9 protein-coding genes and 1 pseudogene are annotated in these 13,044 nt (G+C 70.3%); 8 read left to right on the top strand and 2 right to left on the bottom strand.

The window, feature by feature from the left end; translation table 11 throughout:
- Positions 1-212 precede the first annotated feature (212 nt).
- A complete protein-coding gene (locus tag ACZ7LS_RS23275) occupies positions 213-1,160 on the top strand; it encodes a helix-turn-helix domain-containing protein (RefSeq protein WP_382522749.1) in 948 nt (315 codons plus the stop codon).
- Entirely contained in the window at positions 1,117-1,257 is a 141-nt protein-coding gene (locus tag ACZ7LS_RS23270) for a DUF397 domain-containing protein (RefSeq protein WP_240045375.1), read from the top strand. The genes ACZ7LS_RS23275 and ACZ7LS_RS23270 overlap by 44 nt, the downstream gene beginning before the upstream one ends.
- Positions 1,258-1,293: 36 nt before the next feature.
- On the opposite strand, the gene ACZ7LS_RS23265 is transcribed toward ACZ7LS_RS23270, so the two are convergent.
- Together ACZ7LS_RS23265 and ACZ7LS_RS23260 are read right to left on the bottom strand one after the other, a co-directional pair.
- Complete coding sequence (locus tag ACZ7LS_RS23265) at positions 1,294-2,835, bottom strand: M28 family metallopeptidase (protein WP_382522813.1); 1,542 nt, start codon at positions 2,833-2,835, stop codon at positions 1,294-1,296.
- Positions 2,836-3,009: 174 nt separating this feature from the next.
- Entirely contained in the window at positions 3,010-3,615 is a 606-nt protein-coding gene (locus tag ACZ7LS_RS23260; RefSeq protein WP_382522753.1) for an HhH-GPD-type base excision DNA repair protein, read from the bottom strand.
- Positions 3,616-3,773: 158 nt separating this feature from the next.
- Here ACZ7LS_RS23260 and ACZ7LS_RS23255 point away from each other — a divergent pair, with 158 nt between their 5' ends.
- From ACZ7LS_RS23255 to ACZ7LS_RS23230, 6 genes and pseudogenes are all read left to right on the top strand, one after another.
- Positions 3,774-6,119 (top strand): family 2 encapsulin nanocompartment cargo protein terpene cyclase, encoded by a 2,346-nt coding sequence (locus ACZ7LS_RS23255; RefSeq protein WP_385130715.1) that lies wholly within the window; start codon positions 3,774-3,776, stop codon positions 6,117-6,119.
- 146 nt (positions 6,120-6,265) lie between these two features.
- Positions 6,266-7,531 carry a beta-ketoacyl-ACP synthase 3 gene (locus tag ACZ7LS_RS23250; RefSeq protein ID WP_385130712.1) on the top strand — a complete coding sequence of 422 codons (1,266 nt, stop codon included), beginning with the start codon at positions 6,266-6,268 and terminating at the stop codon, positions 7,529-7,531.
- The gene (locus ACZ7LS_RS23245) at positions 7,528-8,853 is read left to right on the top strand and encodes a beta-ketoacyl-[acyl-carrier-protein] synthase family protein (protein ID WP_385130709.1); all 1,326 of its coding nucleotides are present in this window, start codon (positions 7,528-7,530) and stop codon (positions 8,851-8,853) included. Before ACZ7LS_RS23250 ends, ACZ7LS_RS23245 begins: the two co-directional genes overlap by 4 nt.
- Before the next feature lie 221 nt (positions 8,854-9,074).
- The gene (locus tag ACZ7LS_RS23240) at positions 9,075-11,138 is read left to right on the top strand and encodes an acyl-CoA dehydrogenase family protein (protein ID WP_385130979.1); all 2,064 of its coding nucleotides are present in this window, start codon (positions 9,075-9,077) and stop codon (positions 11,136-11,138) included.
- A gap of 46 nt (positions 11,139-11,184) precedes the next feature.
- A pseudogene (locus ACZ7LS_RS23235) lies at positions 11,185-11,409 on the top strand (acyl carrier protein); the annotation flags it as partial.
- Between the two features lie 116 nt (positions 11,410-11,525).
- Positions 11,526-12,755, top strand: coding sequence for a beta-ketoacyl-[acyl-carrier-protein] synthase family protein (locus ACZ7LS_RS23230; protein ID WP_382522766.1), 1,230 nt, complete (start codon positions 11,526-11,528; stop codon positions 12,753-12,755).
- Positions 12,756-13,044 lie beyond the last annotated feature (289 nt).

Genomic DNA, 13,044 nt, shown 5'->3' with positions numbered 1-13,044 from the left:
TCCGTCCGGCGCCACCGGAGCATGGTCGTGCCGAGGACCACGGCCTCCAATTCAGGGGGACGGTGTGTCATTGAGTTCGATTCCTCGCACATTGTCGTCCTCAGGGCGATGCAACTACGTTGCACAGGACAAGGGTTGCGTTGCGCGGGGCGGGCGCACAACATCGCACGCGTTCCAGTCGAGATCTGTCACATGACATGAGGGGAGCGGCCATGGGCCGACGCAACGCAGGGGGCGGGGAGAAAGGCGCCAGCACGGCCGATGTGTTCGGTGAAGTTCTCAAGCACTGCCGTGAGTCCATAGGTGTTACGCAAATAGCACTGGCTGGCGAAGTCCCCTGCGATCGTTCCTACGTTGCCCGTGTGGAAGCCGGAACACGTGTTCCTGACGAGAAATTCGCTGAGACGTGCGACATCGTGCTGCGCACCGGGGGCATCCTGCAGAAGCTCTGGCACAAGATCGACTGGTATCCGGAAGTGGACCATCCGGACTGGTTCAAGCGCCGTGCCGCCATGGACGCCGAGGCGACGGCGCTCCGTGAGTACCAGACCCAGATGATGCCGGGCCTGTTGCAGACCGAGGACTACGCCCGCGCGTTGCTCTCGCGCCGGGCCAGTGGGGATGAGCTGGAGAGGCGGGTTCGCGCGCGGCTCAGCAGACAACACAGATTCCTCTCGCCCGAGGGGCCGCTTCTGCTCATGGTCCTGGATGAGAGCTGCATCAGGAACACCGTCGGAAGCGCGGCCGTCATGCGGGATCAGTGCGCACATCTGCTGCGTGTGGGAAAGCAGCCGAACATCCGTGTTCAAGTCGCCCCGGCGGGTGTCCCGGGTATTTGGCGTCCCAATACGTCCATGTCTCTGATCACCCTCTCGGATGGCCATGTCTGGGTGTACTCGGAATCGCTTGACCGCGGACATTTCAGCGACGATCCGGCAGTTACCGGCCGTCATGCACAGACCTATGCTGTTCTGAGGGCGGATGCGCTGTCCGCCTCCGAGTCTGCCGCGTTGCTCAATGACGCGATGGAAGGGTACGGCCACCATGATGAATCGCGATTTCAGAGCGACGACGTGGGTAAAGAGCAGTTACAGCGGCGACAACAGCGGAAACTGCGTGGAAATAGGCACCGGTATCCCGGGCATTATCCCCGTACGTGACAGCAAGAATACCGAAGGCCCGGTGCTCGTATTCAGCAGAGCGGTTTTCTCGACTTTCGTTTCCGGTGCCAGAACCGCCGCGCACCCCACCGCCTGATCGCGATGGGGTGCGCTGTGCCGTCGAGGCGACCCGCTACGCGGTGGGCGTGTGGCCGCGTGAATGCGAAACGGTCTCGTTCTTGGCGCCCTTGAGCGGGGTCCGCGCCGCTTCGGCCTTCGCGGCCGGCTTGGTCACCGAGCTCAGATCGTGGGCGTAGGTGCCCACGGCGTCGGCGATCACACCGATGTTAATGCCGAACGCCTTCATATTGACGTTCGAGAGGTCGTCGCAGGCGGAGTGATAGCACCTGTCGTACGCGACGCCGGCCTCGCCGCCGTACTTCTTGGCCTGGTCCTCGGACTTGATGCCCTCGGCGCCGGTGAAGGTGCCGCCGGACGGGATGCCCGCGTCGATGAAGGGACCGTAGTCGGAGCGGCCGTCGAAGTCCGTGCCCTCGTGCGGAACGTTCCTGCTGTCGAGGAAGTCGGTGATGCCCTTCTCCAACTGGGCGGAGCCCTCGGGGCCGGCGCCCGAGCCCTCGCCGTCGGAGTCGTCGCCGTCGTACACGAACTGAGCGAAGTTCGGCGAGGCGATCATGTCGAAGTTGAGGTAGAGGGCGATGTTCGCGCGCTGTGCGGCGGTGAGGCCGTTGACGTACGCCTCGGCGCCGAGCAGGCCCAGTTCCTCCGCCGACCACCAGGCGAACCGCACCTTGTTCGCGGGCTTGTCGTGCGTCTTGGCGAGCTTGAGGGCGACCTCCAGCAGCCCGGCGGAACCGGAGCCGTTGTCGTTGATGCCGGGGCCCTCGGTGACGGAGTCCAGGTGGGCGCCGAGCATCACGGTCCTGTCCGCCCTGCCGCCCTTGGTCTCGGCGACCACATTGCGGGTGGTGCGCTCCTCCTGGAGCTGGCGGATGTCCAGGGAGACCTTCACCGCGCCCTTGGCGGCCTCGGCGGCGAGTGCCTGGCCCTCGGCCTGCGTGATGCCGCCCGTGGGGATCTTCCCGGCGTCCGGGCCGCCGAGCGTTCCGCTGAGGGCGCCCTCGGTGTTGTTGTAGATGACCGCGGCGACCGCACCGGCCGCCGCCGCCTCCTTCTGCTTCGTCGCGAAGTCGCAGCCGCCGCGCTGGATCAGCGCGATCTTGCCGGTGAAGGCGCCGGCCGCGTAGTCGGCGGGCTCGCAGCCGGTGGTCGCGTCGACCGGGACGGGGGCGAGGTCGGCCGCGATGCCGCCCTCCTTGGTGGACGTCGTGTACGACATGGCCACGATCGCCACATCGCGCGGCGAAGGCGCGGTGACCGTGAGCTTCTCGGCGAGCGTCTCGATATAGGTGATGTCGAACGTGTCGTACGAGACCTGGTAACCGGCCTTCTTCAGCTGGCTGTACACATACGCGGCGGAGGCGTCATGGCCGAGCGTGCCCGCCGCCCTGTTGCCGTTGGCGGAGTCCGCGATGGCCTGGAACTTCTCCAGATGCCGGTACGCGCTGCCGGCCGATGCCTCGCGCACCAGCTTCCGGGAGAGCTTCGCCGCGTCCTTGGCGGCGTCCTCGGCCGGGTCATGGGGGCGAGCGGAGGCGGGCGAGGCGGACAGCAGAAGAGGCGCGGCGAGCGCGGCGGTCGCCGCGACTGCCAGAAGTCTGCGGGAAGTTGCCTTCACAGGGGCTGGGATCCTTCCGGTGCGAACGAATGTGAGGGAAAGCTAGCCAGCGCCGCGCCGCCTGGGAACAGCTGTGCCACAGCTCACGGTGCGTAGCGGGGGATCACTCGCGTATCGGGCGCGGATTCCGTCGCGTGGACCGGCCGCCGGTCAGTCCGTCCTGGGCGCTCGCGCCGGCTTCGCCGCCTTCGCCGCGCGCTTCGCCTCCTGCTTGAACGCCCGTACCTTCGCCAGCGATTCGGGTCCGGTGATGTCCGCCGCCGAACGGTACGAGCCCACGTCCCCGTACGCGCCCGCGGCCTCGCGCCAGCCCTTGGGCTGTACCCCGTACTGCTTGCCCAGCAGCGCCAGGAAGATCTGGGACTTCTGCGTGCCGAAGCCGGGCAGCGCGTTGAGCCGCTCCCGGACCTCCGCGCCGGTGGCGATGTCACGCCAGATCGCGGCGGGATCGCCGTCGTAGTGCTCGACGAGGTACTGGCAGAGCTGCTGGACGCGTCTGGCCATCGACCCCGGATAACGGTGCACGGCGGGCTTGTCCGTGAGCAGCGCGACGAACGCCTCGGGGTCGTACGCGGCGATCTCGCGTGCGTCGAGGTCGTCGTGTCCCATGCGTACGGCGATGGTGTACGGGCCGGAGAACGCCCACTCCATCGGGACTTGTTGGTCAAGCAGCATGCCGACGAGCGCGGCCAGCGGGCTGCGGCCGAGCAGCTCGTCGGCCTCGGGCTGTTGTGCGAGCCGGATTGTGGTGCTCATTCAGTGATGATCACCCGGGCCGCGGCGCCATGTGCGTACGCCACGCGCTTGCCGTGTGTTCATATGACTAATTTGTGGTCCGGATGGGGGAGTGGGGCGAGGGGTAGATCACGACACGAGGGAAAACCACCGGAACTGTCGGGAAAGGCCGCTCGCTCGTGACACAGCCGTTTGAATTGCCGGATTTCTATATGGCTTATCCGGCCCGACTCAATCCGCACCTGGAGGAGACCAGGGCGCACTCCAAGCAATGGGCCAGGGACAGGGGAATGCTGGAGGGTTCGGGGGTCTGGGAGGAAGCCGACCTCGATTCCCATGACTACGCCCTGCTCTGCTCGTATACGCATCCGGACTGCGACGGTCCGGCGTTGTCGCTGGTCACGGACTGGTATGTGTGGGTGTTCTTCTTCGACGACCACTTCCTGGAGGTCTACAAGCGGCCCCAGGACCGGGAGGGCGGCAAGGCGTATCTCGAACGGCTGGCCGCCTTCATGCCGATGGATCTCGCCGACGGATTCCCGGAGCCGACCAATCCGGTCGAGGCGGGGCTGGCGGACCTCTGGGCGCGTACGGTCCCGAGCATGTCCATGGCCTGGCGGCGGCGGTTCGCGGAGTCCACGGAGAATCTCCTCAACGAGTCCGACTGGGAGCTGGCGAACATCAACGCGCACCGGGTGGCGAACCCGGTCGAGTACATCGAGATGCGCCGCAAGGTCGGCGGAGCGCCCTGGTCCGCGGGGCTCATCGAATACGCGGCGGGCGCCGAAGTGCCCGCGGTGATCGCCGACTCACGTCCGCTGCGGGTCCTGAAGGAGACGTTCTCGGACGCTGTCCACCTGCGCAACGACCTGTTCTCGTACCAGCGGGAGATCGAGGAGGAGGGCGAGCTGAGCAATGGCGTGCTCGTCCTGGAGACGTTCCTCGGCTGTACGACTCAGGAGGCGGCGGACGCCGTCAACGATCTGCTCACCTCGCGCATCCAGCAGTTCGAGAACACCGCGCTGGCCGAACTGGGGCCGCTCTTCGCCGCGAAGGGACTGGATCCGCAGTCGTGCGCCGACACCCTCGCCTATGTGAAGGGGCTGCAGGACTGGCAGTCGGGCGGCCATGAGTGGCATATGCGCTCCAGCCGCTATATGAACGGCGCTGGTTCGGAGAGCGGTTCGGAAGCCGGTCCGGAAGTCGGTTCGGAGGCCGCTTCCGGCACGGGGGGCGGGGGCGTCGGCGGGTTGTGGGGTGCGCCGGGCGGGGCGGGCGCGTCGTTCTCGATGGTGCCGGTCGGTCTCGGTACGGCCGCGGCGGATATCGCGAAGACGATCGGAGCGGGCGCGCCGGCGCGGGTGCGGAGCCACAGCCATGTCCCGTTCCAGCGGGTCGGTCCCTCCGTGCTGCCTGAGTTCCGGATGCCGTTCGCGCTGTCGATGAGCCCGCATCTGGACCACTCGCGGGAGCACACCGTCGAGTGGGCGCACCGCATGGGGATCCTGGAGGCACAGCCGGGGATCCCGGGTTCGGATGTCTGGGACGAGGAGCGGCTGCGCCGTATCGATCTGCCGCTCTGCGCGGCCGGAATCCATCCGGACGCCACGGCGGAGGGGCTCGATCTCACCTCGGACTGGCTGACGTGGGGGACGTACGGCGACGACTACTACCCGGTCGTCTACGGCAACGCGCGCGATATGGCGGGCGCGAAGGCGTGCAATGACCGGCTCGCGCTGTTCATGCCGGTCGAGAGCTTCGAGACGCCGGTGCCCGTGACCGGGCTGGAGCGGGGGCTGGCCGATCTGTGGGTCCGTACGGCGGGCCCGATGGACGCGCAGGCGCGCCGCGTCTTCCGTAAGTCCGTCGTGGACATGACCGACAGCTGGCTGTGGGAGCTGGCCAATCAGGTGCAGAACCGTATCCCCGATCCCGTCGACTACATCGAGATGCGACGGCAGACCTTCGGCTCGGACATGACGATGAGTCTGTCCCGGCTGGGCCACGGCCGGGTGGTGCCGCCCGAGATCTACCGGTCCGGCCCGATGAGGTCCATGGAGAACGCGGCCCAGGACTACGCGACGCTGCTGAACGACGTCTTCTCGTACCAGAAGGAGATCGAGTTCGAGGGCGAGGTGCACAACGGTGTGCTCGTCGTGCAGAACTTCTTCAACTGCGACTACCCGACCGGGCTCGCGATCATCGACGACCTGATGAACTCGCGGATGAGCCAGTTCCGGCATGTCGTCGCCAACGAACTGCCCACGCTGTACGACGACTTCGACCTCGACGCGGACGCGCGCCGGGTGCTCGACGGCTATGTGAAGGAGCTGGAGAACTGGCTGTCGGGGATTCTCAACTGGCATCACGGCTGCAAGCGGTACAAGGAGGCGGAACTGCTGGAAGAGCGGGCCGGTGACCTCCGCCTGCTGCCGCCCGGTCCGAGCGGGCTCGGCACCTCCGCGGCACGGATTCACCTACCTGGGTGGGAACCGGCGCGATCTTTGCCCCAAATGGCGCAGTAACTCGCTTACGGGCGCGCCCGTTTGTCATCCGGTCGATGTGATCGTTAACCGGATGGGGGCCGTGGGTGGCGAGTGGAAACGCACTGTACGAGCGCACGGAGGCGCGAGGCCCGCGCGCGAGGGGGCGTGAGAAGAGCCGGGAGGGGGTGAAACCGCGGTCGGCGGTACTGGAGGCCGTCGCCGGGTGGGTACCGGGGGAGCCCGTCCCCAATGGGGCGTTGCCCGCGGAGTGGGAGGTGGATGACGCCTGGATCCGTACGCGCACGGGCATCGAGGGCCGCCATCGGGCCGCTCCGGGGATGTCCACGGGGGACCTCGCGTATGAGGCGGCGAGGCTGCTGGTACCGGAGGCGCCCGGCCTCGCGGCCACGGGTGCGGGTGCGGGCGCGGGCATGCTCGCGGGCACGGGCACGGGCACGGGCGCGCGCGTGGGCGCGGCTTCGGCGCGGGCGGGCGGTGACCGGGGGGTGGACGCCGTGGTGTTGGCCACGGCGACGCCGGACCATCTCTGTCCCGGCACGGCGCCGGCGCTGGCGGCGCGGCTGGGGCTGGGCACGGTACCCGCGTTCGATATCGGCGCGGTGTGCAGCGGCTTCGTCTACGGCCTCGCCGTCTGCCATGGCCTGGTCGTCTCCGGCCTCTACGAGCGGGTGCTCCTGGTCGGCGCCGATGTGTACTCGACCTGGCTGGATCCCCGGGACCGCTCCTCGGGCGTGGTGTTCGGCGACGGCGCCGGAGCGGCGCTGATCGGCGCGGGCAGGGCCGGAGACCGGGGCGAGCTGCTCGCCTTCGATCTGGGCAGTGACGGCACGGGATACGACCTGATCACCGTGCCAGGCGGCGGAGCGCGGTCGAGGTCGGTGGCGGAACCGCCCGCCGACGGCGCCGAGTTCTTCCGGATGCGGGGGCGGGCGGTCTATCAGCACGCGGTCGAGCGGATGACCGGTTCGTGCCGCTCCCTGCTGCGCGCGGTGGGCTGGGACGCCGCCGACGTCGACCATTTCGTACCGCACCAGGCCAATGCCCGGATCCTGCGGGCCGTCGCCGACCGGGTGGGGATCGGCGTCCAGAGCTGTGTCACCCATCTCGACCGGGTGGGCAATACCGGCGCGGCCTCCATCCCTCTCGCCCTGGCGGACGCGGACGCGCGGGGACGTTTCCGCGCGGGCGACCGCATGCTGCTGACCGCCTTCGGCGGCGGCCTCACCTGGGGGACGGTCGCGCTGCGCTGGCCGGTGACGACCACGCCCGCGTCGACCACGCCCGTGCCGACCATGACCGAGGCACCCGCGCTCGCGTCGACCACGACCGAGGCGACCACCCCCGAGGCGACTACGCCCGCGACCACGTCCGAGGCCGCACGGCCCGAGAACTCACGGGCCACGGCCCTCGACGGAAGGAACGGATCATGACGCCGACGGCTGAGCGGGGACGCGGTCAGGGGAACGGCCAGGGGAACGGCCAGGGGAACGGTCAGGGGCACGAGGAGGGACACGAGGAGGGGTGTCGGCGGGAGAGCGGGACGGTCGCGGTGACCGGGCTCGGGGTGGTGACCCCCGCCGGCCACGATGAACAGTCCTTCTGGGAGGGGCTGTGCGCGGGGCGCTCGGTGGCCAGGCAGCGCCCCGAACTGGCCGGTATGCCGGTCGACTTCGCCTGTGCGGTCGAGGGCATCGACCTCGACGCCGTGATCGGCGGACGGTCGGTCTGGCGGATGGCGCGGTTCGTGAAACTGGCGCTGATCGCGGCCAGACAGGCCGTGGCGGACGCCGGGCTCGACCCCGCGAGCTGGGACAGCGGCCGGGTGGGCGTGGTGCTCGGCGTGGGCGTGGGAGGTGTCTCCGTACTCGTCGACAACGCGCTGAAGCTCCAGGCGGACGGTCCGCAGGCCGTCTCCCCCGTGCTGGTACCGATGATGATCCCCAACGCGGCGGCCGGAGAGGTCGCCATCGCGCTCAAGGCGCGCGGACCGAGCCTGGCCCCGGCGACCGCCTGCGCGTCGGGGGCCACCGCGATCGCCGTGGGCCGCGATCTGCTGACGAGCGGCCAGTGCGATGTGGTGGTGGCCGGGGGCTCCGAGGCCGTACTGACCCCGCTGGTGGTGACGGCCTTCGCGCGGATGGGCGCGCTGTCGACGCGTACCGGCGATCCGGGCGGGGCGTCACGGCCGTTCGCCTCGGACCGCGACGGGTTCGTGATCGGTGAGGGCGCCGCGATGGTCGTCCTGGAGCGGGAGGCGGGCGCGCGGGCCCGGGGCCGGACGCCGCGCGCGCTGCTGGCCGGCGCGGGCGCCAGTACGGACGCGCACCACCCGACGGCGCCCGCGCCCGACGGACGGTGGGCCCAGGTCGCGGTGGAGGCGGCGCTGCGGGACGCGGGCTGGAGCCCGTACGACGTAGAGCATGTCAACGCGCACGGCACGTCGACGCCGCTCAACGACACGATGGAGGCGACACTGATCGACCGGGTGTACCCGCACCGGCCGTCGGTCACGGCGCCGAAGGGGGTGGTGGGGCACACGCTGGCGGCGGCGGGGGCGATCGAGGCGGTGGCGACGGTGCTGACCCTCGAACATGGCGTGATTCCGCCGATCGCCAACGTGGACGCGCCCGCTGTCGAGTTCGACCTCGACTGTGTGACGAAGGAACCCCGGCGGCAGTGGGTGGAGACGGCGGTCAGCCACTCATTCGGGTTCGGCGGGCACAACGTGGCGCTGGCGTTCCGGCGGGCCTGACGACAGGTCATATCAGGGAGCTGATCGTACGAATGTCCCATGGTTCTGCGGGTGGGAGAGTCGTTTCTTCGCCATTGATTGATCGTTATACCGGCGTGAGTATAAATATCAACGCCGTTGCCATGAAGTCATTCGACCAGACAGGCTCATTGGGCCCAGCCTCACTGGGTCCGGCGGGCCCGGCGGGCTCGTCGGACGCGGCGGGCTCCTTGTCCTCGACGGTGGACTCGTTGGCGCGCGTGCTCTTCGGGGAGGACTTCGACCGGGAGCACGCGCCCTGGCGTCGGCTCGCCGCCGCGCCGCCGTTCCGCCGCCGGCCCGGCGCGTCGTCCGGGGAACGGCTGGCGATGGCGTACGAGCGGCTGCGCACGGTCAATGACACGCTCGACAGCCCGGCGGGGCTGGTGGCCGACCCGCGCGGGCTCGCCGCGCTGCATGAGTGGCTGGGCCCGGTCGATCCGGCCTTCACGACGGTCGCGGGCATTCACTACAACCTGTTCCTCGGCAGCCTCCTCGACCACGCGGAGAGCCGGCAGGGCCCGGCGGCGGACGGCACGGCGGAGCTGGCCGACTTCTTCGCGCTGCGCCGGGTGGGCACCTTCCTCTGTACGGAGGTCGCGCACGGAAACGACGCGGTCGCCGTGGAGACCACGGCCACCTACGACCGGGAGCGGGACGGCTTCGTCCTGCGCACGCCGCATGCCGGGGCGCAGAAGTTCATGCCCAACACCAGCCCGGCGGGCGGCCCCAAGTCCGGTGTCGTGGCGGCCCGGTTGCTCGTGGACGGTACCGATCACGGCGTCTTCCTGTTCCTGACGCCGCTGACCGACTCCGCCGGGGCGCTCCCGGGCGTCCGGGTGCGCAGGCTGCCCGCCCGGCTGGGCAGCCCGGTGGACCACTGTCTCACCTCGTTCGACCGGGTTTTCGTGGCGCGCGAGGCGCTACTGGGGGGCGCGCAGGGGCGGATCGGCGAGGACGGTGAGTTCCGGAGCGAGCAGAGCAACCGCCGACGGCGTTTCCTGACCTCGATCGGCCGGGTCACGGCGGGGAAGCTCTCCATGAGCGCGTGCGCGGTCGGCTCGGCGCGGGTCACGCTGGCGCTCGCCGTACGGTACGGCGGGCACCGGCACATCTCCGGGTCCAGAGGCGGGGAGCGGGTACCGGTGTTCGCGCACCGCAGCCATCACGGCCCGCTGGTCGGAGCCCTGGCCACGGTCTTCGCGATGACCCTGCTGCACCGTACGGCGCTGGCCGCCTGGGAGTCGCGTACGGAAGCGGACACGGACGAGGCCGAGCGGCTGGTGGCGGTCGCCAAGGGCTGGATCAGCTGGCGGGCGCGCGAGGTCATCGTGGAGTCGCGGGAACGGTGCGGTGCGCAGGCGCTGTTGGAGAACAACGGTATGACCGAGCTGCTGGCGGGGATCGAGGGCGTCATCACGGCGGAGGGCGACAATGTCGCGATCTACGCGAAGGCGGCGGCGGAGATGTTGTTCTCGGCGGCTCCTGCTCCGGCCCCGGCCCCGGCTCCCGCTAAGGCTCCCGCTAAGGCTCACGCTAAGGCTCGTGCTACGGCGCCGGCCTCGGCTCCGTTTGGGGCCGGGGGTGCGGCTTCCGGGCAGAGGGACGGATCGTATGGGCCCGCCGGCCGCGAGCTGACCGATCCGCTGTTCCTGGACGGACTGCTCGTGGCTGTCGAGGCCGTCTGGCTGGCACGGGCCCGCCGCCGGATGAGCCAGGTGCCGCACGGCGACTCGCTGGCGCGGTGGAACGCGGCGTCCGGAGCCGCGCTGCGCGCCGTGGAGGCGTACGCGTACCGGCGCGCGTCGGAGGCGTACGGGGTGGCGGTGGCAGGACTGGCGCCCGGCTCGCCGCGCGCCTCCGCCTCCTCCCCGTCGGCCCATGACCTGTTGCGTTCGCTGCACCGGCTCTTCGCGCTCCAGTGGATCGACCGGAACAGCGGCGATCTGCTGGCCGCGGGGCGGCTGGCCCCCCGTCATCTCGACGAACTGCCCGAGGCCGTCGAACACCTCATCTCGCGGCTGGCCGGCCATGCCCCCGCGCTCGTCGAGTCCTTCGCGCTTCCGGAGGAGATGGTGGCCGACTGGCCTATTTCCGGAGCCGGTTACGTGGACGCCTATGACGACGCGGAGGGCGCGTGGCACGCCGTACCCGCCGCACCGCCCGTACCCGTAGCCGCGCCCCCCGCACCCGTAGACCCCGCGCCCGCGCCCCCCGCACCCGCAGGCGCACCCCCCGTACCCGCCGCACCCGCCGCACCCGCTTGAAACCACGGACCCCTTCAACCGACCCAACCCCTGGAAAGGACTTCCCATGAGCGAGATCCACCCGCAGATCACCGAGGTGCTGACGGAGACGTTCAAGGTGCCCGCCGCGGAGATCATCCCCGAGGCCACGATGGACAGCCTGGAGATGGACTCCCTCGCCGTCGCCGAGTTCGCCGTCATCATCAAGGAGACGCTGGGGATCGACGCCGACTCGGACTCGCTGCTCAAGGGCGCCACGCTGGCCGAGATCACCACGTTCCTCAACGGGGCGCGTACGGCGCGTACGGTGCGCGCCGTGCACGCGGCGCACGCGCCGTACGCGGTTCACTCGGTCGGCACGACGAGTGGCGTCAGCGAGGCGAACGAGGCCCCGGTGGGCGTCGGCCGATGACCGGACCCGCCATCGCCATCACCGGTCTTGGGATGATCACCCCGGCCGGGAACGACACCGACTCCACCTGGCGCGGCGTGTGCGCGGGGGTCTCCCCGGCCCACCGGGTGCCCGAACTGAGCGGCTGTGCGGTCGACTTCGCCTGTACGGTCGAGGGCATCGATCTCGATGCCGCGATCGGGGGGCGTACGGCCTTCCGGATGGGCCGGTACGTGAAGTTCGCGCTCCTCGCCGCGCGCGAGGCGGTCGCCGACGCCGGACTCGACCCGGCGAGCTGGGACGGCACCCGGGTCGCCGTCGTGGTCGGGACCAGCAGCGGGGGGTCCGCCAGCCTGACGGAACAGTCCGTCGCGCTCGACAGACGCGGGCCGGAGGCGACCTCCCCCTCCGGCATCCTGCTCACGATCCCCAACATGCCGGCGGCCGAGATCGCCATCAAGATGCGGGCCACCGGGCCCAGCATGGCGCCGTGCACGGCGTGTTCCTCGGGGGTCACGGCGCTGTCCGTGGCGCGGGACCTGCTCTCCACCGGTCAGTGCGACATCGCCATCGCGGGGGCGACGGAATCCATCGTCTTCCCGGTCGCCATAACCGGGTTCGTGCGCTCGGGCGCCGCCGCGCTGGCGGGTCCTGGCGAGGACCCGGCGGCGCTGTGCCGGCCCTTCGCCTCGGACCGCGCGGGGCTGGTCCTGGGGGAGGGCGCGGCGATCATGGTGCTGGAGCGCGAGCGGGACGCGCGGGCGCGCGGCGCGGAGCCGCGCGCGCTGCTGGCGGGCGCCGGTGCCACGACCGACGCGCACCACCCGACGAGCCCGCACCCCTCGGGCGCCGTCGCCCAGCGCGCGGTGGAGGTGGCACTGCGCGACGCGGGCTGGCAGCCCGGTGATGTCGAGCATGTCAACGCGCACGGCACCTCGACGCCGCTCAACGACGCGACCGAGGCGGCGCTGATCAGCAGGGTCTATCCGCACCGGCCGCCGGTGACGGCGCCCAAGGGTGTGCTGGGGCACTGTATGGGGGCGGCGGGCGCGATCGAGGCGGGCCTGACCGTGCTGACGCTCCAGCACGGTGTCGTACCGCCGATCGCCAACCTGGACGCGCCGGCCGTCGAGTTCGACATCGACTGCGTGACCAAGCAGCCGCTGCGGCAGCGGATCGACCGGGCGGTCAGCCACTCGTTCGGCTTCGGCGGGCACAACGCGGTACTGGCGCTGCGACGCGCCTGAGCCACGCGGCCGTACGCCACGCACGCACGTCACGCAGGCACGGCGCGGTGCGCGTAGCGCGGTACGCACCGCGCGTACGCAGCGCCTCCTCAACGCTGTACGGACCGCCGTACGCGTCGCCGTACGTTCGCCGCCCTGGTCGCACGGACCGCGCCGGCTGTACGGATCGCGTCGGCGCACACAATGCGCCGACGTATGGAATGCCGTCCTCCAGCCACGCGCCGGGGGGCGGCCTCCCCGCACTTCCCTCCTCCCCGCACTTCCCTCCTCCCCGCACTTCCCTCCTCTC

The organism is Streptomyces sp. NPDC039430, from assembly GCF_055639435.1.
This window is presented reverse-complemented; position numbering and strand designations above follow the sequence as displayed.

Coding starts and splice junctions, on each gene's coding strand:
- ACZ7LS_RS23275 (WP_382522749.1), top strand. CDS start 213: ATGGGCCGACGCAACGCAGGGGGCGGGGAGAAAGGCGCCAGCACGGCC.
- ACZ7LS_RS23260 (WP_382522753.1), bottom strand. CDS start 3,615: ATGAGCACCACAATCCGGCTCGCACAACAGCCCGAGGCCGACGAGCTG.
- ACZ7LS_RS23245 (WP_385130709.1), top strand. CDS start 7,528: ATGACGCCGACGGCTGAGCGGGGACGCGGTCAGGGGAACGGCCAGGGG.
- ACZ7LS_RS23230 (WP_382522766.1), top strand. CDS start 11,526: ATGACCGGACCCGCCATCGCCATCACCGGTCTTGGGATGATCACCCCG.